Source organism: Pseudorhodoplanes sp. (genome assembly GCF_059499825.1).
In genome coordinates, this window is sequence record NZ_JCABZI010000014.1 from 61277 (window position 1) to 83972 (window position 22696).

22 protein-coding genes are annotated in these 22696 nt (G+C 64.5%); 6 read left to right on the forward strand and 16 right to left on the reverse strand.

Annotated elements, in window-relative coordinates; genetic code table 11:
* Positions 1 to 145 precede the first annotated feature (145 nt).
* Positions 146 to 448 carry a DUF1330 domain-containing protein gene (locus AC5I5I_RS20060; RefSeq protein ID WP_495975932.1) on the forward strand — a complete coding sequence of 101 codons (303 nt, stop codon included), beginning with the start codon at positions 146 to 148 and terminating at the stop codon, positions 446 to 448.
* Positions 449 to 544: 96 nt separating this feature from the next.
* Here the strand turns inward: AC5I5I_RS20060 and AC5I5I_RS20065 are convergent, their stop codons facing one another.
* The 7 genes from AC5I5I_RS20065 to AC5I5I_RS20095 form a co-directional block, all read right to left on the reverse strand.
* Positions 545 to 1276 (reverse strand): ABC transporter ATP-binding protein, encoded by a 732-nt coding sequence (locus tag AC5I5I_RS20065; protein WP_495975933.1) that lies wholly within the window; start codon positions 1274 to 1276, stop codon positions 545 to 547.
* On the reverse strand, positions 1266 to 2003 hold the full coding sequence (locus AC5I5I_RS20070; RefSeq protein WP_495975934.1) for an ABC transporter ATP-binding protein: 738 nt from the start codon (positions 2001 to 2003) through the stop codon (positions 1266 to 1268). The genes AC5I5I_RS20065 and AC5I5I_RS20070 overlap by 11 nt, the downstream gene beginning before the upstream one ends.
* Positions 2000 to 3052 carry a branched-chain amino acid ABC transporter permease gene (locus tag AC5I5I_RS20075; protein WP_495975936.1) on the reverse strand — a complete coding sequence of 351 codons (1053 nt, stop codon included), beginning with the start codon at positions 3050 to 3052 and terminating at the stop codon, positions 2000 to 2002. The genes AC5I5I_RS20070 and AC5I5I_RS20075 overlap by 4 nt, the downstream gene beginning before the upstream one ends.
* Positions 3052 to 3927, reverse strand: coding sequence for a branched-chain amino acid ABC transporter permease (locus tag AC5I5I_RS20080; RefSeq protein WP_495975937.1), 876 nt, complete (start codon positions 3925 to 3927; stop codon positions 3052 to 3054). Before AC5I5I_RS20080 ends, AC5I5I_RS20075 begins: the two co-directional genes overlap by 1 nt.
* A 252-nt stretch (positions 3928 to 4179) precedes the next feature.
* A complete protein-coding gene (locus tag AC5I5I_RS20085; protein ID WP_495975939.1) occupies positions 4180 to 5424 on the reverse strand; it encodes an amino acid ABC transporter substrate-binding protein in 1245 nt (414 codons plus the stop codon).
* Positions 5425 to 5465: 41 nt separating this feature from the next.
* Positions 5466 to 6278 carry an alpha/beta fold hydrolase gene (locus AC5I5I_RS20090; RefSeq protein ID WP_495975941.1) on the reverse strand — a complete coding sequence of 271 codons (813 nt, stop codon included), beginning with the start codon at positions 6276 to 6278 and terminating at the stop codon, positions 5466 to 5468.
* Between the two features lie 2 nt (positions 6279 to 6280).
* Complete coding sequence (locus tag AC5I5I_RS20095; protein ID WP_495975943.1) at positions 6281 to 6841, reverse strand: cupin domain-containing protein; 561 nt, start codon at positions 6839 to 6841, stop codon at positions 6281 to 6283.
* 263 nt (positions 6842 to 7104) lie between these two features.
* On the opposite strand from AC5I5I_RS20095, the gene AC5I5I_RS20100 reads away from it, so the two are divergent.
* Positions 7105 to 7767: a TetR/AcrR family transcriptional regulator gene (locus tag AC5I5I_RS20100; RefSeq protein ID WP_495975945.1), complete on the forward strand. Its 663-nt coding sequence runs from the start codon at positions 7105 to 7107 to the stop codon at positions 7765 to 7767.
* Positions 7768 to 7779: 12 nt separating this feature from the next.
* On the opposite strand, the gene AC5I5I_RS20105 is transcribed toward AC5I5I_RS20100, so the two are convergent.
* Positions 7780 to 8226 (reverse strand): cupin domain-containing protein, encoded by a 447-nt coding sequence (locus AC5I5I_RS20105; protein ID WP_495975947.1) that lies wholly within the window; start codon positions 8224 to 8226, stop codon positions 7780 to 7782.
* A 72-nt stretch (positions 8227 to 8298) separates the two neighbouring features.
* Between AC5I5I_RS20105 and AC5I5I_RS20110 the strand changes: the two genes are divergently transcribed.
* Positions 8299 to 9519, forward strand: coding sequence for an FAD binding domain-containing protein (locus tag AC5I5I_RS20110; protein WP_495975948.1), 1221 nt, complete (start codon positions 8299 to 8301; stop codon positions 9517 to 9519).
* 108 nt (positions 9520 to 9627) lie between these two features.
* Here AC5I5I_RS20110 and AC5I5I_RS20115 read toward each other — a convergent pair whose 3' ends face one another.
* Complete coding sequence (locus tag AC5I5I_RS20115; RefSeq protein ID WP_495976306.1) at positions 9628 to 10608, reverse strand: NAD(P)-dependent oxidoreductase; 981 nt, start codon at positions 10606 to 10608, stop codon at positions 9628 to 9630.
* 47 nt (positions 10609 to 10655) lie between these two features.
* Between AC5I5I_RS20115 and AC5I5I_RS20120 the strand changes: the two genes are divergently transcribed.
* The gene (locus tag AC5I5I_RS20120) at positions 10656 to 11642 is read left to right on the forward strand and encodes a 2-hydroxyacid dehydrogenase (protein ID WP_495975950.1); all 987 of its coding nucleotides are present in this window, start codon (positions 10656 to 10658) and stop codon (positions 11640 to 11642) included.
* On the opposite strand, the gene AC5I5I_RS20125 is transcribed toward AC5I5I_RS20120, so the two are convergent.
* From AC5I5I_RS20125 to hisD, 3 genes are all read right to left on the reverse strand, one after another.
* The gene (locus tag AC5I5I_RS20125; protein ID WP_495975952.1) at positions 11643 to 12413 is read right to left on the reverse strand and encodes an SDR family NAD(P)-dependent oxidoreductase; all 771 of its coding nucleotides are present in this window, start codon (positions 12411 to 12413) and stop codon (positions 11643 to 11645) included.
* A 10-nt stretch (positions 12414 to 12423) separates the two neighbouring features.
* Positions 12424 to 12810 carry an MAPEG family protein gene (locus AC5I5I_RS20130; protein WP_495975954.1) on the reverse strand — a complete coding sequence of 129 codons (387 nt, stop codon included), beginning with the start codon at positions 12808 to 12810 and terminating at the stop codon, positions 12424 to 12426.
* A gap of 69 nt (positions 12811 to 12879) precedes the next feature.
* Positions 12880 to 14187, reverse strand: a complete 1308-nt coding sequence (gene hisD / locus AC5I5I_RS20135; RefSeq protein ID WP_495975956.1) for a histidinol dehydrogenase — start codon at positions 14185 to 14187, stop codon at positions 12880 to 12882.
* A gap of 185 nt (positions 14188 to 14372) precedes the next feature.
* Between hisD and AC5I5I_RS20140 the strand changes: the two genes are divergently transcribed.
* On the forward strand, positions 14373 to 14885 hold the full coding sequence (locus AC5I5I_RS20140) for a GNAT family N-acetyltransferase (protein WP_495975958.1): 513 nt from the start codon (positions 14373 to 14375) through the stop codon (positions 14883 to 14885).
* A 73-nt stretch (positions 14886 to 14958) separates the two neighbouring features.
* On the opposite strand, the gene AC5I5I_RS20145 is transcribed toward AC5I5I_RS20140, so the two are convergent.
* Genes AC5I5I_RS20145 through AC5I5I_RS20160 form a run of 4 tightly spaced genes read right to left on the reverse strand, consistent with a single transcriptional unit; the run spans position 14959 to position 21854 of the window.
* A complete protein-coding gene (locus tag AC5I5I_RS20145) occupies positions 14959 to 17025 on the reverse strand; it encodes a hypothetical protein (RefSeq protein ID WP_495975959.1) in 2067 nt (688 codons plus the stop codon).
* Positions 17022 to 19889, reverse strand: a complete 2868-nt coding sequence (locus AC5I5I_RS20150; protein WP_495975961.1) for a DUF4159 domain-containing protein — start codon at positions 19887 to 19889, stop codon at positions 17022 to 17024. The genes AC5I5I_RS20145 and AC5I5I_RS20150 overlap by 4 nt, the downstream gene beginning before the upstream one ends.
* The gene (locus tag AC5I5I_RS20155; RefSeq protein ID WP_495975963.1) at positions 19886 to 20839 is read right to left on the reverse strand and encodes a DUF58 domain-containing protein; all 954 of its coding nucleotides are present in this window, start codon (positions 20837 to 20839) and stop codon (positions 19886 to 19888) included. Before AC5I5I_RS20155 ends, AC5I5I_RS20150 begins: the two co-directional genes overlap by 4 nt.
* Before the next feature lie 4 nt (positions 20840 to 20843).
* Positions 20844 to 21854, reverse strand: coding sequence for an AAA family ATPase (locus AC5I5I_RS20160; RefSeq protein WP_495975965.1), 1011 nt, complete (start codon positions 21852 to 21854; stop codon positions 20844 to 20846).
* Positions 21855 to 22095: 241 nt separating this feature from the next.
* On the opposite strand from AC5I5I_RS20160, the gene AC5I5I_RS20165 reads away from it, so the two are divergent.
* Positions 22096 to 22695 (forward strand): DUF1285 domain-containing protein, encoded by a 600-nt coding sequence (locus tag AC5I5I_RS20165; RefSeq protein WP_495976308.1) that lies wholly within the window; start codon positions 22096 to 22098, stop codon positions 22693 to 22695.
* Position 22696: the final 1 nt, after the last annotated feature.

The window sequence follows — 22696 nt, forward strand, 5'->3', positions numbered from 1 at the left end:
CTGTTTCCTCCGGCGTCATCGTCGGGCTTGACCCGGCGATCCATCTCAAGTGACGTCATGCAATCAATGGATGGATGCCCGGGTCAAGAGGCGTCAACGACGCCGTCTTCGACGACTATGCCCGGGCATGACCGCGGAGGAAACTATGCCTGCCTATTGGGTCGCGCGTTCGGTGATCTACGATCCTGTCGAATACAAGAAATATACGGACCTAGTGCCCGGCATCATCGCCAAATACGGCGGCAAGGTGCTGGCGCGCGGCGGAAAATTTCAGATCATGGAAGGTCCGGACAAGTTCCAGCGCTTTGTGGTGATCGAGTTTCCGACCTTCGAACAGGGCGTCGCCTGTTTCACCTCGAAGGAATACGACGATGCAGCCGCGTTCCGCAGGAGCGGTGCGGGCGAGGTGGAGACCATCATGGTCGAGGGCGGCGAATTTACGAAGTAGTTACGCTGCATCACGGAGCGTCGCCCCCGCGAAAGCGGGGGCCCATGTTCCAGAGCGGTGGTTATGGGTCCCCGCCTTCGCGGGGACGACAACCATTCAAATCCCGAGATACAGCTTCCGGATCAGGTCGTTGTTGTGCAAGTCGCTGGCCGATTTGCCCTCGTATGCGATCTTGCCGTGCACGATCACGTAGCCCGAATCGGCGATGCGGATCGCCTGGTTGAAATTCTGCTCGGCCATCAGGACGGTGAGCTGATATTTCGCTTTCAGTTCGCGAATGGTGTCGATGGTGTGGCTGACCAGGAGCGGCGACAATCCCACCGAGGGCTCGTCGACCAGCAGGATTTTCGGCGCCAGCATCAGCGCACGCGCGAGCGCGAGCATCTGCTGTTCGCCGCCGGACATCGAGCCGGCGAGCTGGCTCTTGCGTTCGGCAAGACGCGGGAAGGTCTCGAAGCAGAAATCGAGGTTGCGCTTGAGCTGCTCGCGCGCCTTCTGCCGGAACGCGCCCAGCAGCAGATTTTCCTCCACCGTCAGCTTCGGAAACAACCGCCGGCCCTCGGGCACGAGTGCAATGCCGAGGTCGACGATCTCCTCGACGCTCTTGCCGACGAGATCGTGCTTCACGCCGTCAATTTCGGCGGTGATGGAGCCTTCGTTGGGGCGGCACAGGCCCATGATGCATTTGATCAGCGTGGATTTGCCGTTGCCGTTGGTGCCCAGCAGCACCACGGTCTTGCCGGATGCCACGTCCATCGACACGTCCTCGATGACGCGGACGGCGCCGTACCCGGCATGGATGTTCTGGATGGTGAGGCTATTGGCCAAGATACGCCCTCTCCACCTCTTTGTCGCGGATCACGTCCTGCGGATCGCCCTCGGCGATCTTCTTGCCGCTGACCAGCACCACCAGCCGCTGCGAGAAGCTCATCACCGCCGCCATGATGTGCTCGATCAGGATGATGGTGATGCCGCGCTCGTTCAGACGGATCAGCAGCGCGACGATATCCTTGACCTCGGAACCCGACAGCCCGGCCATCGCCTCGTCCGCGATCAGGAGCTTGGGGTCGGCCGCCATGGCGCGCGCGAGCTCGAGCTTGCGCATCTCGACCTGGGTCAGGTCCTTCGGCAGCTTGTTGGCCTTGTGCTCGAGCGAGACCAGGCTCAGGACCTCGTGGCAGCGATGGTCCATCTCCTCCTTGGTGTGCGGCACGTCGCGGCGGATGCCCACGGTGTAGAGAAGCGGCACCCGCAGGTTTTGTGCGACCGTCAGGCTGTGGAACGGGCGCGGCAGCTGGAACGAGCGGGCCAGGCCCAGATGCGTACGCTGGTGGGCCACCAGGCCGTTCATCGGCTTGCCGTCGAAGGTCACGGTGCCGGTCTCGTTGTGCAACGTCCCGGACATGCAATTGACCAGCGTCGACTTGCCGGAGCCGTTCGGTCCGATCAGGCCGAGGCGTTCGCCGCGGGCGACGTCGAGATTGATGCCGTCGAGCGCGACGAAGCCGCCGAAGCGCTTGCTGACATTGTCGACCTTGAGGAGCGGCGCGGTCATGGCGTCTTCACCGCGGGTTTGGATGCTTCAGGGATTTCGGGCGTTTCGATATCGGCGCTGCTCTTGCGGCCGAAAAACTGATGCCAGAGACCGATCAGGCCGTTCGGCGCGATGATGACGAAGAACACCAGCAGCAGACCGACGATCAGCAGGCTGACCGCCGACGAGATCGTGACCGTGGCCAGTTGCTGCAGCGAGCCAAGCAGGATGGCGCCGAGCAGCGGACCGACCCAGCTGGTGGTGCCGCCGATCATCGGCATGGCGATGGCGTTCACCGCATAGGCGAGGCCGAAGGCCGAGGATGGCTCGAGGAAGCCGATGTAATAGGGGAAGGGGGCTCCCGCCATGCCCATGAACGCGCCGGACAGGGTGGTCGCGACGAGTTTCAGCTTCAGCGTGGGAACACCCGATGCCTCGGCCGCGAGTTCGTCGTCGCGGATGGTGGCGAAGCCATAGCCGAGGCGCGATCGTTCGATCGCGCGCGCGGTGGTCAGCGCGACCACCACGAGGAGCAGCATCACCAGGAACAGATATTCGATATAGTTGATGCCGAGCAGCGGCACCGTGGCCGGCCGGATGACATAGGCGCCGCGCGAACCGCCGACGAAGTCCCAGTTCACGATCAGGGTTTGCAGCACGACCGCGAGCGCCAGCGTGGCAATGGCGAAGAACACGCCACGCAACCGCAGCGTCAGGTAGCCGGTGCCAAGCCCGACCAGTCCGGCGATGATGCCGCCGAGCACGATCAGCACCGGGATCGGCGGTATGCCGACCAGCGCCGCGATCTCCTCGGGCAGATGACGATTGGCAAAGGCCGGCAGCTTGGTCATCACCACGGTCGTATAGGCGCCGATGGCGAAGAAGGCCGCCGAGCCGAAATTCACATAGCCGCAATAGCCGCCGAGAATGTTCCAGGCGGTTGCCAGCACGATGAATTGCAGCACCACATAGCCAGCGAAGAACAGGTAGTCGTTCTGTGCAAGTCGCGCCGCGAAAAAGAACGCGATCGCAACGGCGAGGGAGACGAGGAAGAACTGCCAGGTGCGCATTATCGACCCAGGATGCCGGAGGGCCGCACGGCGAGCGTGATCAGCAGGAAGCCGAACGCGACCGCAGGTGCCCATGAGGGCCCGTAGAAGGTCGAGGTGATGCTTTCCACGATCCCGAGCAGGATCGCGGCGATCACGGTTCCGGGCAGGCTGCCCATGCCGCCGAGAACGCAAATCGCGAACACCCGGCCGATATATTCGCGTCCGACCGACGGCTCGACCGGCTGGATGATGATCAGCAGCGCGCCCGCAATCGCGGCGGTCGCGATCGAGATCGAGAAGGCGATGCGCTTGATGCGGATCGGGTCGGCGGCCATCAGCGACAGCGCCAGCTGGTCCTGCGCGACGGCCATGATGGCGCGGCCGGTGAAGGTCTTGGTCAGGAACAGCTGCAGCCCGAACACCAGCAGCATGGAAATCACGAACGGCACCACCATGCGCATCGGCAAGTCGAGGAAGGAGAAGCGCAGCGTGGTGTCGATGTAGCCGGCCTGCACGTAGCGGTAGTCGACGCCGAACACGAGGATCAGCACGACCTCGGTGACGAACAAGAGGCCGAAGAAGAAGGCGAGCCCGCGCAGCGCTTCCTGCCCGCGTTTCTCGAATGAAACGTAATAGACCTGGTAGATCAGCGAGCCGAGATAATAGAAGGCCGGCAGCACCAGGATACTGACGAGGATCGGGTCGAGCCCGAGCCGCTGGTTGGCGATATAGGCGATATACGACCCGAGAATGATGAAGGCCGGATGCGCGATATTGACGATGTCGAGAATGCCGAACGAGATCGAAATCCCGACCGTCACCGCGGCATAGAAACCGCCCAGCAAGATGCCGGCGATCAGCGCATTGATGAAAAGTTCAACGGGAAAATCCATGCCGGGGCTCCTCTCAACACGAAGGCCCGGTACGCCGGATATGGAACGCCATGTCTCTCCCCGCCCGCGCTTGTTGGTTGTTTCGGGCGATCGCCATCCCGGCGGCCACCCCAGCTGCGCTTTGCGGATGAGTATTGCCGCAAGCAGCAACGCTTGGCTAGTCCTTTGATAGCCGTGGCCAGCGTTCTCTCACCCAGAGCCCGACATGGACGCCGGGCGATGTTCGCCCGGCGGCTGGCTGCGACAATCTGCTCAGCGATAAGGCACAACCGCGTCGCCCGATTTGAAGGCGGGCGGATAGAGGATGGTGTAGCGATCGGCCTCGCGGAACTGATCGACGCCGTTCCCTTCGATGCCGCGATACTGGACCATCAGCACGCGCGGTTCGGTCCATTCGCCGTTCGGCGCAAACTTGATCTTGCCGACGATGGTCGAGAATTCATTGTCGTGAATCGTCTTGGCGAGCGCCTTCTGATCCAGCGATTTGGTCTTTTCCACCGCCTGGGCGACCACCTCCATCGCCGCATAAATGAACGGCGGAACGTAGAAGCCGAGCGGATCGACGCCCTGTCCCGTTGCCTCCTTCTGGTAGCGGGCGATGAAGTCCTGGATGCCGGGAAAGTTCATGGTCTTTGAGGGAACATAGAGTTCGTAGCCCAGCGCATTGTTGAGGAACGGGCCGAGTTGCGCCTTGATGGCGGTGAATTGCGGGCCGACCGCGCCGCCGCCGAGGAGTTTTGCCTTCAGACCGATCTCGTTGATGGCGCGGTACAGGCCGACCGAGTCGATCGGATAGGACGCGACGAAGACGAGATCGGGATTGGCGTTCTGGATCGCGCGTGCGATCGGCGCGAAATCGACCGTCGACGGCGGGTAAGAGCGATCGTAGACGATCTTGAGGCCCATCTTTTTGGCAATGTCGCGGGCCGCGTCCGAGGTGATCTTGCCGAACTCCGCATCCGCGCCGACGATTGCGATCGACGTCGGCTTCGGATTGAGGGTCTTTACGACTTCGAAGAACGCATTCGGGATCGCGTGCCCGGATTCCACGCCGAGCGGCATGATCTGGAAATAGCGGTCGTAATTGAACTGCTTGTTCACGCCGACGCCGAACAGGCTCATCATCGTCATGCCCTTCTGCATGACGACTGGCATCGCGGGCGCGATCAGGTTGGTGCCGTAGGGCGACACCACGATGTCAACTTTGTCGAGATCGATCAGCTTGGTGTAAAGGCTTGGCACCGTGGCCGGGTTGGTCTGGTCGTCATAGTGGATGAGTTTCACCGGCCGACCCAGCAGCCCGCCCTTCTTGTTGACGTCGTCGGCCCACATCTGCATCGCGAGCAGTGCGGCCTTGCCGTTGGCCGCGAGGCCGCCGGTCAGCGCCATGCTGAAGCCGATCTTGATGGGCTCTGCGGCCATCGCGGAGCTTGCGGCGCAAAGCGCGCCGGCAGCCGCCAGTGTGATGCGCATTCCGCGCATGAGTTTACCGATCATGGACATGGTCTCCCTGGGTTCGCCGTGTTGGTCCGGCTTGATCAATCGAACAGGCGGCCGGTAATGACCGCGTTGTAGGCATGCGGATTCAGGATGTGCGGGTAGTGGCCGCCGGTCTGCAGCGTGTGCAGATGCGCGCCGGCATAACGATCGCGGACCGCCTGCCGGGACCGCGGCGGAATGATCGGGTCATCCTCGCAATCGATCACGGTGATGCGTTCGGGCGGAATGGACAGCGGCGGACATGCCGAAGCGGCCGCCACGCCTTCGAAGCGCGCCTTCAGGTTCTCCGCACTCTGGCGTCCGGACAGCATGGCGAGCTGGATTGCCTTCAGTTCGCCGTCGCGCGCCTTTTCGACGCGCTGCCGCCAGGTCGTCTGCAGCTCTTTCGCGCCGGTTGCGGCGATGAACGCCGGATCGAACAGCGGGTTCGCGAACAATTCGTCCGGCGTGACGAAGATGTTGCCGAGAAACAGATGGTCGAGCCGGGCGGGATGGCGAAGCGCGAAGAATTGCGCCCAGTATCCGCCGAAGGACGACCCGAGGACACTGGCGCGCGAGATCCCGAGATGATCCATCAGGCCGGCAAGGCCATCGGCCAGCCGTGACGGATCTGCCAAAGCCGGATAGCTGACCGAGACGATGCGCAGCTTCTGGCCGAGTGCTGCAATCTGCTTGTAGAACATCTCACAGGTGCCGACCGAGCCCGGCAGCATGATCAGCGCCGGGCCGTCGGCACCCGTATCGATATACGGCCAGACCTCGCCGGCGATCGTTGCGTCAGCGATCGAGGCGCTCAGGTCCCATGGTCTGTCCGTTGCCGCAGAGGCGCCGGCCGCCCTCGTGCGAGCCATCGCTATTTCTTCGGCCAGACGCCGGCTTGTTCCAACTCGCGCATGGATTCGTCGGTAAATTCCGCACGCGGACCGTCGCCGCCGATCACGAACATCAAGATGGATTCCTCGTTCGGATCGCCCTCCGTGACATTCTCGAAGCGGCGCGCGCATCCGGGCGGGAACGACACCACGTCGAAGGGTTCTGCGTCGACATAATCGACATTGCCCTTTTCATCGATCCACGAGCAGCGCCATGTGCCGGTCATCGGGATGAAGGTTTCGTTGGTGTCGTGATTGTGCATCATCGGACCCTTGCCGGGCTTGGCGCGGCAATAGCCGAGATTGAACCCTTCCGAGATCTTGATGGCCGCCATGCGTGCGGCGTCTTCGCCGACCGGCGATGTCACCGCGCCGCCTTCGCCCTTCGGTGGCTGGAACCCGATCACGTTGTAGAGCGTGCGCACCGCGCTATCGTAATCGCTGTCCGGCAGTCCGCCATTATAGCCCTTCAGATCCTTGAAGCGGGCCACGCGCTTGAGCATGTCTTCGCGGCGAAGGCCGGAGCGGGGCAGGCTTTCCATTGGTGCTTTCTCCCGTGATGCTTTTGATTGGTCTAATTGAGCACTTGATCAATATTATTGACCATGTGCTCAATATGTCAAGGCGCGGGTCGTCTGGCGGTGTGGCAGCTTGTGCAAGACGCAAGTTCTGGTAGGCATTCTGGCACGGGTTTGCCTTGAACCCGGTGGTCCGGACGATGAAACGATCACCCCCGCCGGCGCGCGCCAAGCGCAGCGCAAAGCCAGAACGAACCGTTCCGCGGGCCAAGCGCGGCATCAAGCGAATGCGCCTTAGCCCGGAGGCGCGCAGCGATCTGATCCTGCGCGGTGCAATCCGCTTTTTTGCGGAGCGCGGATTCCAGGGGCAAACGCGAGACCTTGCCGAACAGCTCGGCATTTCGACCGGACTTCTGTTTCGCTATTTTCCGACCAAGGACGCGCTGATCGACCGCATCTACGAAACCCTATTCGAAGGGCGCTGGAAACCGGAATGGGACGAGATTCTCGGCAACCGGTCACGCGACCTGCGCGAGCGTCTGATCGAATTCTACCTCGATTATTCGCAGATGCTGCACGATTACGAATGGGGCCGCATCTACCTCTATTCCGGTCTGGGCGGCGCCGGAATTGCACAACGCTTCGCGCGCATGGTGACCAATCGGGTCTATGCGCGCGTGGTCGACGAATTGCGCCATGAATTCGGGCGACAGGACCTTGCGGCCGAACCCCTGAGCGAGCCGGAGATCGAACTTATGTGGTCGCTGCACGGCAGCATTTTCTACATCGGCCTGCGCAAGTGGGTCTACAATGTCGGGGGTCCAAGCGACGTGCCCGGAACCGTCACCCAGATCGTCGAGCGCTTTTACGTGAATGCCGCCGAGCTGATGCGGTCGGTCGCAGACACGAAAAAGCCGCCGGCTAAGGCGCGGCGGCTTTCTGCATCGTGAAACGAGGAGCGGTTAAGCCGCCGCCTTTCGGACCTGGTCCGGTAGCGCCATCGGCTTGTTCGCCGAATTCACGAACTCGATGGTCATGAAGACCATCTCCTTGTCGCCGAGGTTTTCAAGATCGTGGACCTTGAACTCGCCGGCGCCATAGGTCTCGTGACGGGTCTCGCCGGGCTGGTAGGTATACTCGACCGTCGTGCCGTCGTGCACATGCTGACGTCCACGGCCGCCGGACACCGAGGTCCAGAAATAATCGAGCACATGGCGGTGAAAGCCGATCCGCTCGCCGGGCTGCAGGCGAATTTCCCACACCCGCACTCTTTCATTCTCTGAAAGAAGGCGGGAACCCACGCAGGGGTTCGGGTTGGCGCGTTCGCGCTCGAATTCCTTTGCGATCGCCTCCGGCCATGCCGAGTGGTCGGTCTTGAGCGCCGTCTTGTCCATCATGGACATTGCCATGGCGGTTCCTCCTGTGACGTGTATGCCCTAATATAGCAGCTTCCGGGTTCCAGCGAAATGGCGCGCTCTGCAATGCACCCCCAACGTCAGCGCCACGCAATCGTCATCGGCGGTTCGATGAGCGGTTTGTTCGCCGGCCTGATGCTGTTGCGGGCGGGCTGGCAGGTCGAGATTTACGAGAAGGTGGAAGGCGAGTTGTCCGGTCGCGGCGCGGGCATTGTGGCGCAGCCGGAGATTCTGGCCGCGCTGCGGGATCTGGGTGTGGCAACCGCTGACCTCGGCGTGCCGGTGCAGAAGCGCCGCCTGTTCGACGCCACCGGGCGGCTGGCGCTGGAACGCGATTGCCCGCAGGTCATGACCGCCTGGGAACGGGTGTACCGGATCCTGCGCGACGCCTTTCCGCCCGCGCATTACCATCGCGGGCGCGCGCTGACGGCGGTCGAACAGGACGGCAATGGCGTGACCGCAACGTTCGCCGATGGCGAGCGGATGACCGGCGATGTCTTGATCGGCGCCGACGGAATCCGTTCGACCGTGCGAGGGATGTGCGCCCCTGAAACCCAGCCGCTCTATGCCGGCTATGCCGCGTGGCGCGCGCTGATCGCCGAAGCTGCCATGCCGCCGCAGGTGCACCGCGATATCTTTCCGGCCATGGCCTTCTGCCTGCCGCCGGGCGAACAGATGCTCGGCTATCCGGTCGCCGGTCCCGATGACGACATCCGGCCAGGTCACCGGCGCTACAACATGATCTGGTACCGGCCCGCCGATGAGCAGACCGAGCTTGCTGCGCTGCTCACCGACGAGAACGGGACCCGGCATTCGGTGTCGATTCCGCCACCGCTGATCAGCCGCGCATCGATCGCGGCGATGCGGGACGCGGCTGCGCGGCTGCTCGCGCCGCAATTCGTCGAGGCGGTGGGGCTTGTCGACCAGCCGATCCTGCAACCGATCTTCGATCTGGTCTCGGGCCGGATCGCGTTCGGCCGGATCGCGATCATTGGCGATGCGGCCTTTGTGGCACGGCCGCATGTCGGCGCCGGCGTCGCCAAGGCCGCCGGCGATGCGGCGGCGCTGGTGAGGGCGCTTGGCAGCACCGAGGATTTCGCGTCGGCGCTTGGGCAATACCAGGCGCAGCGGCTGCAGGAAGGGCTGCGCATGGTGCAGCGCGCGCGCCATCTCGGCGCCTATCTGCAGGCCGCGCGCAGCAGCGAGGAGGCGGCTTTGGCAGCACGCCATTCAGTCGCGGAGGCGGTGCTGGAAGAGACGGCGACGCTGGATTTTCTGTACGCGTGATTGAGAGCGTCGCTGCATCGTCCCCCGTTCGTCCCCGCGAAAGCGGGGACCCAGAGCCCAGGACTGGACTCCCGCTTCCGCGGTAGCGAACGGTGCAAGTCGCGAGGGCTATTTCTTCTTCTTGCCCTTGCTCTTCGCTTTCTTGCGCTTCACGCCGGCCATCTTCTCCAGCACGCCGCAGACCGCGCCGGTATCCTGATCGGCGTAGCCGACCGACAGCGCCGAGGCATAGATCGGCAGCGTCGCGGAAAACAGCGGCGTCGGCACGCCGAGCTTGTTGGCGAATTCGCCGATCACCGTCATGTCCTTCTGCCACAGATAATTCTTCATGGTCGGCACCGAGTAGTCATCGTTGACCATCATCGGTCCGCGGATTTCGAACATGCGCGACTGGCCGGCACCGCCATTGGCGAACTTGAAGATCTGTTCCGGATCGAGACCGGCCTTCATGCCCAGTACCATGGCTTCGGCGGCGGCGACATTGTGAATCGCGACCAGGAGGTTCGCGACATATTTCATCTTGCTGCCATTGCCGAACACGCCGAGATTGTCGGTCTTGCGCGAGAAGCCGGCAAAGACCGGCATCACCTTCTCGATCGCCTTCTTGTCGCCGCTGGCATAGACCACCAGATCCTTGACCGCGGCCTGTGCGCCTGTCCCAGAGACCGGGCAGTCGAGCATCGTATGGCCGGCCTTGCGCAGCACCTTTTCGGCCGCGAGCTTGTCGTCGAGCGTGAAGGTCGACGCCTCGATCACGATCCGCGGCTTGACTTTCGCCGCCGCGATCTCCGCGACCACGGCGTGCAACGCCGCCGGGCTCGGCAGGCTGGTGATGACGGCCGGCACCTCGGCGACCAGTTCTTTCACACTGTCGGAAACGGAAACGCCGGCTTTCGTCATCTCCTTGCGCCGCTTCGGATCGGGGTCGACGCCCGCCACGATCCATCCGTCGGCGATCAGGTTGCGCGCGAACGCGCCACCCATGATGCCAAGGCCGATAATGCCTACAATGCCTTTCGCTCCTGCCGCCACCTGAAACCTCCGTTGTTGCGCGCCTTCGCGTTCTTGGCCGCGCCCGTCCGTTACTATATGGCTTCAGGCGCGGGCGGTAGACCCGTGAGGATCAGGGGAGTTGCATGCGTCCGCGCGTTTATGTCACCCAGCCGATCGCCGAAAGCGCGCTGCTGCGTCTGAGGGAGATTGCCGAGGTCGAGCTCAACGAGGATTCCAGCCGCATCCCGGTCAAGGACAAGCTGATCGACGCGGCTAAGCGGTCCGACATCATCCTGTGCCTCCTGCACGACACCATCGACCGCGAGGTGCTGGCCGCCAATCCGAACCTGAAGGCGATCGCCTCGATGACGATCACGCCCGACCGGATCGATGTGACCGAGGCCACCACCCGCAAGATCATCGTCACCAACATTCCGGCGGTGGTGACCGACGCCACCGCCGACATCGCCTTCGGCTTGCTGCTCGCAGTGGCGCGGCGGATCGTCGAGGGCGACAAGGTCACGCGCTCCGGCGCATTTCCCGGTTCGCAGTCGAACCATCTCGCGGGCGCGGCCGTGAGCGGCAAGACGCTCGGCATCGTCGGCATGGGCCGGATCGGGCAGGCGATGGCCCGGCGGGCGCGCGGCTTCGACATGACGATCCTCTATTGCGATCCGCGCGGACTGCCCGTGGAAGAAGAGCAGAAGCTCGGATTGCGGTCGGTGAGTTTCGAGGAATTGCTCGGTCAGTCGGACTTCATCTCGCTGCATCCGCAGCTGAATAACGAAACGCATCATCTGATGGGTCCGCGGCAATTCGCGCTGATGAAGCGCAGTGCGTTTCTGATCAACACCTCGCGCGGGCCCATCATCGACGAGAAGGCGCTGGCGCAGGCATTGACCGAGGGCCGGATCGCGGGGGCCGGCATTGATGTCTACGAGCACGAGCCGAGGATCGAACGCGCGCTGTTGACCATGAACAACGTGGTGCTGACGCCGCATCTCGGCAGCGCGGTGATGGAACTGCGCGAGCGCATGGCGCATGTCGTGGTCGACAATATCGCGGCGATTGCGGAAGGCCGGCTGCCGCCGAACTGCATCAATTCGGCGGTGTTCGCCCCGGGGGCGTAGTTACTCCGCCGTCCAGCCGCCATCCACCAGCAGCGATGCGCCGGTCATCAACGCCGATGCATCTGATGCGAGAAACACGATCGCGCCCATCAGGTCCTCGACCTGGCCGAGCCGGCCGAGCTTGATCTTGTCGAGCACCGAGCGCTTGAAGTTTTCGTCGGCGAAGAACGGCCGCGTCATCGGTGTCTCGATGAAGGTCGGTGCCAACGCATTGACGCGGATGCCATGCGGGCCGAGCTCCACCGCCATCGCCTTGGTCAGCCCCTCGAGCGCGGCTTTGCTGGCGCAATAGACGGTGCGGCGCGCGCCACCGACATGGCCCATCTGCGAGGAGATGTGGATGATCGAGCCGGGCTTCTTCGCCTCGACAAGCCTTCGCACCACCGCCTGCGCCACGAAATAGGCCGAGCGCACATTCAGGGTCATGATCGCGTCGAAGTCCTCGACCGTGACATCGACCAGAAAAGCAGGGCGATTGGAGCCGGCGTTGTTGACCAGGATGTCGAACGGCTCGGCCTTCGCGACGAAGGCACGGACCGCGTCGATATCGATGACGTCGAGCGGCATTGCGCTTGCCTTGCCGCCGCGCTTGCCGATCTCTTCCGCCGCCGTTTCGATCTCCCCCTTCGAGCGCGCCACCAGCGTGACATGTGCGCCGGCATCCGCCAGCGCAGCCGCGGCCGCAAGTCCGATCCCGCGGCCGGCGCCGGTGACCAGCGCGCGCTTGCCGTCGAGCCGGAAAGAGGGGGTTACCGGAAGCGGTGCACTCATAAGATCGGCCCTACCTAAGCGATTGAATCAAGATTGCGAGCGCAGCGCTGAGGATGACAGTAAACGTCATCGCCATGCCGCTCACACGGAATGCGAAGCTCTCGCGCAGCTGGCTGACGCCATAGGCGTGGCTGAGACGGCCGGCGATCAGCACCAGCGCCATGGCATGCACCAGCCAGGCCGGTGCCCCCCGCATTTCCACAAACGCCAGCAGCAGCAGTGCGAGCGGCACATATTCTGCGAAATTGCCCTGCGCCCGTACTCGCCGTTCGAGCGCGACGTCGCCCTGAAAGCCGAGCGGAAGCTTGCTCGCCCGGCGCAACGCGATGACGCGGATCGACAGCGCAACAAACATGACGGCAAGAATGGCCGCATAGATGGGCACTATGGTCAGCATGGGACATCCCGTTTCCTGTAACCGGCCCACAAGCTACGGGATCACCGCGCCGCGGTTGCATCCGGGCGCTCACTCCGCCGCCGTCGCATAGGCGATATTGCGCCCGCCATAACGCCGCACGCGGATATTGGCCTGTTCGGCATGGCCAAGAAATCCTTCCAGCACGCAGAGCCGCGAGCAATATTCGCCGATCATGGCGGAGGCTTCGTCGGTCATCACTTTCTGGTAGGTGCAGGTCTTGAGGAATTTGCCGACCCACAGCCCGCCGGTATAGCGCGCGGCCTTCTTGGTCGGCAGCGTATGGTTGGTGCCGATCACCTTGTCGCCATAGGCCACGTTGGTGCGGGGGCCCAGAAACAGCGCGCCGTAATTGGTCATGTTATTGAGGAAATAATCCGGATCGCGGGTCATCACCTGCACATGCTCGGAGGCGACGCGGTCGGCTTCCGCCACCATCTCGTCGAGAGAGTCGCAGACGATCACCTCGCCATAATCCTTCCAGGCCTGTCCTGCGGCATCCGCCGTCGGCAGGATTGCGAGGAGCCGCTCGACTTCGGCCATGGTCTCCTTCGCGAGCTTTTCCGAATTGGTGATCAGCACCGCAGGCGAGGTCGGGCCGTGCTCGGCCTGGCCGAGCAGGTCGGTCGCGCAGATTTCCGCATCCACGGAATCGTCGGCGATGATCAGTGTTTCGGTCGGGCCGGCCAGCAGGTCGATGCCGATGCGCCCGAATAGCTGGCGCTTGGCTTCGGCGACATAGGCATTGCCGGGGCCGACGATCATGTCCACCGGATCGATGGTGTCGGTGCCGAGCGCCATGGCCGCTACCGCCTGCACGCCGCCCAGCACATAGATTTCGTCGGCGCCGCCAAAATGCATCGCGGCAACGATCGCCGGGTGCGGTCCGCCGCGATAGGGCGGCGCACAGGCGATGATGCGCTTCACCCCGGCGACGCGCGCGGTGACGATCGACATATGCGCCGACGCCACCATCGGGTAGCGGCCGCCTGGGACGTAGCAGCCGATTGCGTTCACCGGGACATGTTTATGACCGAGAATCACGCCGGGCAGGGTCTCGACCTCCAGGTCCTGCAGGGTGTCGCGCTGCTTTTGCGCGAAGTTGCGGACCTGTTCCTGGGCGAAGCGGATGTCGTCGAGATCGCGTTTGCTCACCTGCGCAATCGAGCGCTCGATATCCTGCTCGTTCAGCCGGAAATTGGCCGGCTCCCAATTGTCGAACTGTTTCGACAATTCGCGAATGGCCGCATCGCCGCGCGCCTTCACATCGGACAGGATGCCTTCCACTGTGGCGCGCACTTTGGCATCGGCGGCTTCGACGGCATTGGCGGACAGGCCGCGTTTCAGAGTGCGGGGCATGATCTGCTCCTTGTTATGGCGGTTATGGTTCGTCTCCCGGGCGCATCGCAGCACGAAACGGCGTGCGGAAAAACCCGTTTGTTGCGACAGCCCTGCGAGTGGCAAATTAGGGTGGCGGGCCATGGATTTTGCCGCCCGCAAGTGCTAATCGGCGTCCGGTCCGCCTTTGGCCGCTTCCTTACGCAATGACCGATCTGTCCATCACCATTCTGCCGGAAACCGAAGACGACGCGCTGGCGATTGAGCGCCTGCATGAGCGGACTTTCGGTCCGGGGCGCTATGCCCGCACCGCCTACCGCATCCGCGAAGGGATCGGACATGGCCCCGCCTTGTCCTATACCGCGCGCGTCGGAACGCTGCTGGTCGGCTCGCTGCGGCTTTCACCGGTGCGGATCGGGGACACGCCGGCGCTGCTGCTGGGCCCGCTCACGATAGAGCCACCGTTCCGCGACCGCGGCATCGGCATGGCCCTGATGCAGCGCGCGCTCACCGACGCGCGGAACCGCGGGCACCGCCTGGTGATCCTGGTCGGGGACGAACCCTATTACGCGCGTGTCGGCTTCAAGCGGGTTCCGCGCGGGCGCGTGAAGATGCCGGGGCCCGTCGATCCGGCGCGGCTCCTGGTGACCGAACTGGCCGACGGCGCATTCGAGGGCGTCAGCGGCGCGGTCAGGCCCGATTGGGCCGAGGTTTCGTAGCTGTAGCCCGCATGAGCACAGCGAAATGCAGGGGCGTCCCTGATTTCGCCGCGGTCATCCGGACGACGGAAGCCTACCGTCCCTCGCGCGCCCAGGTCGCGGCCAGCGAGCCGATCAGCAAGAGCAGGCCGAGGATGCCTGCAAAGATCGGCAGCACGCCGATGCCGCGCAGGACGCTGGCATCTCGCAGCTTCAGCCCCATCCAGTCTTCGCCGCGGAATGTCTCGCTCGACCGCACGCCAACGATGCGCGGGACGTTGACGCGGCCGCCATCGTCGAGACGCCGCGCATCGCCACCGGTCGCGGCGGTCACCGAGCGCAGCGCGTCCGGAGTAGAGGTGACTTCGGCAAATTCGCGCGGGTTGATCGGTCCGACATTGACCAGCGTGGTCAGTTTGCCGTCGCTCGCCCGCCACAATCCAAGTTCGTTCGCGGGCGTCGATCCGCGCCACAGGCCCGGTTCGGCCTGCTGCAGCGTCACGCTTCGGGTCTCGCCGGACGGCGTTGTCACGATCACCGGATCGACTGCCTCGGCCATGGTCTGACGATCGATCGACAGGTCGCTTCCGCGCGTCGTGACGCGGAGCGCCTCTTCTTCAAGATCTGGCTGTTTCATCAGCCAATGCGAGAGCCGTCGCAACAGATCGATATGCGGGCCGCCGCCTTCGAAGCCACGTGCCCACAGCCAGATGTGATCTGACAGCAGCAGTGCGACGCGGCCTTCACCTTCGCGCGACAGCACCAGCAGCGGCTTGCCATCCGGCCCTTCCATGACCGAGGAGCCCTGGCCGACCTTGGCGTCGACAAGCCGGAACCAGCGGCTCCAGTGCGGCGGCTCGTTGGCGCCACCCTCGAGCGCGCGGGTCACCGGATGGCGCTTGCCGAGATCGCTCAGCCGCGCGTGATAGGGCGTCTCGATCATCTTGCCGCTCGGCTCGGCCGGCAGGACCACGTCGAGCGGCGTGCGCCACAGCGACGTCGGGCTCGCATAATCGGGACCGGCCGCGATCAGCACCGCGCCGCCGTCACGCACGTAGCGCGCGATGTTGTCGAAATAGACGATCGGCAGCACGCCCTGGCGCGCATAGCGATCGAAGATGATCAGGTGAAATTCGCCGATCTTCTGCTGGAACAGTTCGCGGGTCGGAAAGGCGATCAGCGACAATTCGTTGATCGGGGTGCCGTCCTGCTTTTCCGGCGGCCGCAGGATGGTGAAGTGAACCAGGTCGACGGCGGCATCCGACTTCAGAAGGTTGCGCCAGGTGCGTTCGCCGGCATGCGGTTCGCCGGAGACGAGAAGCACGCGCAGCTTGTCGCGCACGCCATCAATCGAGACTACGGCGCGGTTGTTGACCGGCGTCAGTTCGTTCTCCAGCGGAGACGCCTCGATCTCGACGATGTTCGGGCCCGCATGCGGGATCTGGATCTGGACGCGAACCGCAGTGTTGGTGGTGACGTTGCGAGTTTCGATCTGCTCGCCGTCGCGGCGGATGGTGACGCGTGCGGTCGAGGGCCCGACGCCCTCATCCTGTACGCGGAATACGACGGACTGCGACTGTCCGACGATGCCGAAGCGCGGTGCGGTGGTCAGGACCACCCGGCGGTCGCGTTCGTTGGCTTCGCCGGTGATCAGCGCATGCAGCGGCGCAGAGAAGCCGAGTTGCGAGGCGTCCGGAGGCACGTCATGCACGCGCCCGTCGGTGATCACGAAGGCGCCTGCGATCCGGTCCGGTGGCACGTCCGACAGCGCCGCGCCGAGGGCGCTGAACAGTCGCGTGCCGTCGGTTTCGCCGTCGGCCGCTCCGGCATCCACCACACGCACGTCGAGATTGGGAATGCGCGCCAACCGTTCGATCAGCGCCACGCGTGCCTCTTCGGTCTGCTTCGCCCGGTTGCCGAAATTCTGGCTCGGGCTCTTGTCGATCACGACCGCGACGACGGACGGAATAGGCTCGCGGTCCTCGCGCGTGAAGGAGGGGTTGGCGAGCGCAAGGATCAGGAAGGCCATCGCCGTGGCCCGCAACAGCGCGCCGCGGCTGCCGATGAACAGCAGCAGCGCCGAAATGATCACCGCAACGGCCACCGCCGCCCAGATCAGATAGGCGGGAACGAGGGGTGCGAAGGAGATGCCGAAATTCATTGTCCCAGCCGCTCCAGCAGGGCCGGAATATGCACTTGGTCGGCCTTGTAGTTACCGGTCAGGGTGTACATCACGATGTTGACGCCGGCGCGGAAGGCCATTTCGCGCTGGCGCGGTTCGGTCGACACCATCGGAAGCATCTGCTGGCCGTCGGGCCGCATCGCCCAGGCGCCGGCCAGATCGTTCGATGTGATCAGCAGCGAGGAGACACCGTCGCCAGCGCGCGCCGGACGCCTTGTCTCGTCGTCGTCGAGATCCTGCTGCGCGGGCAGCGCTTCCACCCAGAGCTGGCCGGTGTTGAAGCGGCCGGCGAAATCGCGCAACAGGAAAAACGTCTTGGTCAGCACGTGATCTTTCGACACCGGCTCGAGTTCCGGAATATCGAGCGACGACAGGATGTCACGCAGCGCCAGCATGCCGGGCGTGCGTGCTTCGCCGCCGGGGCCGGGCGGCGCCATGATCGCGTCGCGGGTATCGAACAGCACCGTGCCGCCCTGTTTCATATACGCATCGATCCGCGCCAGCGCCTCGGGAGAGGGCTTTGCCGCGCCGGGCACGATTGGCCAGTAGATCAGCGGGAAGAAGTTGAGTTCGTCGCGAGTGATGTCGAGCCCAATCGGCTCGCCGCCCTCGAGGGCGGTGCGCTGCACGAGGAAGATCGTCAGTCCGCTCAGGCCGGCCTTGCTGATGGCGTCGGTCTCCGCGTCACCGGTGATCACATAGGCGAGCTTGGTTTCGTTTGCGGCCTTCATCGCGAAGTCGTCGGACGCGTTGGTGGCGGCGGTAGCTGCCGCGGTCCGCTGCTGCTGGACAACCGTCTGCGCCTGCGCCGCATCATCAAAACCGAGGCCTGCGACTGCGAGGACCAGTGCAAGCCCGGTAACTGTCGCGCGCCGCCGCGTTCGTGTCAGCCGGCTCAATCCACCCGCGAGCCAGAACACGATCAACGCATCGAGCAGCAACAGCGCCAGTCCCGCAAGGAAGATCGGGCCGCGCAAATCAAGCGGTTCGCTCAGGCGGAAAATGTCACGCCGCGCGTTCAGCGGCGAGATGTCGAAGGCATCCGGCTTGTCGGTTGCGGTGAGGGTGTTCACGACGAGCAGACCTTCCGGTGGCCCGTAAAAGCCGGGCGGGTGATCGTATGTGGCGCGGTTGACGTAGTTGGCCGGTACCGGCTTGGCGCTGCCGGGCGGCGCGCTGAGAACGCCAAAGCCGTCGAGAGTCCGCGCGGGCGCCAGTGCTTCGCGGTCACGCTCGGCGCTGGCCTGTTCTGCGGTTGCGGTCGAGCCCGCAAGCGCCACCAGACGTTTCAACATTTCGACGAAAGAGCCTGACAACGGCAGGTCGGACCAGCGGGTGTCGGCGGTCACATGAAACAGGATCACCATGCCCTTGCCGCGCCGCGTCCCGGTCACCAGCGGCGTACCGTCGGCGAGGGTGGCCCAGCTGCGTTCGGCCAGGCCGGAATCGGGTTCCGCCAGCACCTGACGGTTGACCGTCACGTCGCCCGGCACCGGCATGCCGCCGAATGGACTTTCGCGCGAGAAGCCGGCAAGGGGCTGCGGCTTTTCCCACGATAGCGAGCCGCCGAGCGTGCGGCCGCCGCGGCGCAGCCGCACCGGCACCAGATCGTCATCCGACGCCGCAAGCCGCGGGCCGGCAAAACGCACCAGCACGCCGCCATCCTCGACCCATTTGGCCAGGCGTTCGCGGGCGGCGCCGACGACGTTGCCGACATCGGCGAGGATCAGCATCGGCACATTCTGGTCGATGAAACGCACCACCATGTCCGAGGGCGAAACCCGCTCGCCCATGCGAATGTCCGCGAACGGGCCGAGCGCACGCTGGAGATAGAAGGTGGAGGCGAGCAGGGGCTGGGCGGTGTCGGCGGTGGCGCCGGTGATGACGCCGACGGTGCGGCGGCGCCAGCGCTTGTCGAGCAATTGCACGGCGCCAGCGGAGCGTTCGCCGGCAATTTCAAGCCGGGCGATATCGTTGCGCAGTTCGACTGGCAGATCGAACATGGCTTCGGTCTCGCGCTCGCTGGCCTTCAGCGCGAACGGCGCCTCGCCGAGCAGCAATCCCTTGAGATCGTAGGCGCGCACGCTTCCTGCGCGTTCTCCGCCGGAGGCGGCGCGCAGTACCTTGACCGTCAGCGCGCCGGCATTGTTGTCGGCCGCGCTCAATGCCAGTGCCTGGGAGACGCCGCCCTGGATGACGGTGATCGCGCGTCTATCCAGAATGCCGGCGAGACCGGTGACGAACTCACCCGCGCGGCCAAGCTGCGTCCCGTCCGACAGCCACACCAGTTCGGCACTGGGCGTCGCGCCCAGAAATCGCGTCAGCGCCGGCAGCGCGTCGGCCCGTTCGACCGCATGTGGCTTCGGGGTCATGTTGCGGAGTTGCACGCGCGCGGCCGCAGCGGTCTGCAGAGTTGCGGCGCGGCCTGTTTCCGAGAGCGGAAGGAGCGCCACCGCACGGCCGTCCGCCTCCGCCCGCGCCAGCAGATCGTCGCCGGTGCGGATGCGGGTGTCCCAGGTCGAGGCCGCGGCCCACCCATCGTCGATCAGCAATACCAGCGGCCCCGATCCGCCCGACGTTGCGGCCGGCGGGTTCCACATCGGTCCGGCCGCCGCGATGATCAGCAGGGCGGCGAGCGAAAGCCGAAGCAGCGTCAGCCACCATGGCGTGCGCGACGGCGTCTCTTCCTTCGGTGCGATGTCGAACAGCAGACGGGCCGGCGGAAATTCGATCCGGCGCGGGCGCGGCGGAATCATCCGGAGGAGCCACCACAGCGCCGGAAGGCTGAGCAGGCCGAGCAGCACCAGCGGCTGGGCGAAACCGAGCGGCAATCCGCCGATCATGCGCCGGCCTCCGCTTGCGCCGCACGCGAAGCCGCGACGACCGGCACGTTGCCGCCTTCGCCCATCCGGGCATGCAAGGCGAGAACCAGTTCGCTGGCTGGACGGTCGGTCCGGTGGATAATGAAGCTGGCCCGCACCCGCTGCGCTTCCTCGCGCATTGCGGCGCGATGAGCAGTCAGTTTTTCGAAGTAATCGCTGCGCCAGGTCTCGGCGCGGCCGGCGGTGACGCTGCCGGAGCCTTCCGGCTCCAGAAACTCGACGCGTCCCGAATAGGGGAAGGTCTCCTCCGCCGGATCGACGACCTGAACCACATGGATGCGCGCATGCGCGCCGGACAATTGCGCGAGCGTTTGGCTGAAATCGGAGATCGGGCTCCAGAAGTCGGACAGCAGCACGACTTCCGACAGCGGCGCTGGCGCAAAGCCGGGCGGCAAACTGGACCGTTCGGCGGTGTCGTGGAGGATCGCCGTTGCCAATTTGTCGATGACGTTGCGGCTCGCGGTCGGCCGCATCAGCCCCGGCACGCCGACGCGTTCGCCGCCTTCGACCAGGATTTCCGCCAGCGCGAACGCGATCACCAGCGTTCGCTCAAGCTTGTTTTCGACTGCCAGCGAGGATGCGAAGGTCATCGACGGTGAGCGGTCCGGCCAGATCCAGACCGTATGCGCGGCCTCCCATTCCTGCTCACGCACATAAAGATTATCGTCACGCGCCGAACGCCGCCAATCGACGCGGCGCGCGGGCTCGCCCGACATGAAACGGCGATATTGCCAGAAATTCTCGCCGGAGCCGGAGCGGCGACGTCCGTGCAAACCGTGGATCACCGTCGCGGCGATCCGGCGCGACTCGAGCATCAGACGCGGCAGACTGGCCGCAAGCGTCCGCGATTGTCCGCTGGCGTGGCGGACCGCGTCGGCTTCTGGCTTGAGGGCGTCCGGCTCGCTTGCCATCGCGTCAGCCGAGACGCGACTGCAGCCGGCCGATCACGGCATCGACGGTCTCGCCTTCGGCGCGCGCCTGGAAGGTCAGGGCCATACGATGTTTGAGCACCGGAATGGCGAGCGCCACCACATCGTCGATCGAGGGCGCAAGCCGTCCGTCGAGCAACGCGCGGGCGCGCACCGCGAGCATCAGCGCCTGGCTGGCACGCGGGCCGGGTCCCCATGCGATCAGCTTGCGGGTGGCATCCTGGTCGTCCTTCTCGGGACGCGCCGAGCGCACCAGCGCGAGAATGGCTTCGACCACCGACTCGCCGACCGGCAGGCGCCGCACGAGCCGCTGCGCTGCAATCAGATCCTCGGCGCTCATGGCCGCTTTCGGTTTCGCTTCGTCGGCACCGGTGGTGTCAAACAGCATGCGCCGTTCGGCGTCACGATCCGGGTAGTCGACATCGATCTGCATCAGGAACCGGTCGAGCTGTGCTTCCGGCAGCGGATAGGTGCCTTCCTGCTCGAGTGGGTTCTGGGTCGCGAGCACATGGAACGGCTTCGGCACGTCGTGGCGCTGGCCCGCGACGGTGACATGCAATTCCTGCATCGCCTGCAGCAGCGCGGACTGGGTGCGCGGGCTGGCGCGGTTGATTTCGTCGGCCATCAGCAATTGCGCGAAGATCGGACCCGGCAGGAAACGAAAACTGCGCTTGCCGTCGGCTGCTTCCTCCAGAATCTCCGATCCCAGAATATCGGAGGGCATCAGGTCCGGGGTGAACTGGATCCGGCGCGCGTCCATGCCGAGCACCGTGCCCATGGTCTCCACCAGCTTGGTCTTGGCGAGACCGGGCACGCCGACCAGAAGGCCGTGGCCGCCTGACAGAATCGTGATCAGCGCCTGCTCGATCACACGCTCCTGACCGAAGATGACGGAGCCGATCGCATCTTTTGCTGCCCGGGCATGGCTCGCGGTCAATTCCGCCGCGCGGACAATCATGTCTTCCAGCTTTTCAATGCTTTCGCCGGCTGCCGGCATTGTTTTCGTTCCTTCCATCGTCCGTCGCCCGTCAAGGGCCATATATCCATCGAAACCGATGCAACAACTGCGCCAAGGTGTTCTTCAGGCGGATCGTAAACACACCGTCGAATCGGCGGACGGCGAGGCTGAAACCAGCCGAGCTTACGCTATTTTTTCCGGTGTCAGGCTATGGTGCCCCGATCACTATTGCGCGTTGACACCCGCTATCGGGCATCATCGGTCAGGCTCAGTTCAAACCATGGCAAAGCGAAGGCAGGACAATACCTTGGGACTGGACGGTATCGCCGCGGCCGTCCTGGAGACCGCGGACAAGGGGGCGCCCCCGGTGCATCTGTGGAACCCGCCCTTCTGCGGCGACCTCGATATCCGCATTGCCTCCGACGGAACCTGGTTCTACCTCGGCACGCCGATTGGGCGCGCGGCGCTGGTGCGCCTCTTTGCCTCGGTGCTGAAGCGCGAAGGCGAAAAGTACTTCCTGGTTACCCCGGTCGAGAAGATCGGCATCGTGGTCGATGACGCGCCGTTCCTTGCCGTGGAGATGCGGCGTGAAGACACGGCGTCGGGGCCGCGCTTGCATTTCCGGACCAATGTTGATGATTGGATCGCGTGCGACGCGGCGCATGCGATGCGCTTCGAGCGCGAGGAAGGCTCGGGAGGTTTGAAGCCTTACATTCACGTGCGGCGCGACCTGTGGGCCAAGGTCACGCGCGCCCTGTTTTATGATCTGGTCGAACTCGGCGAGGAGCGCGACATTGGCGGCGAGCGTAAGTTTGGGGTGGCGTCGGGTGATGCGTTCTTTCCGATGACCCGGGCCGACGCACTCGATGACTTGAGCTGAA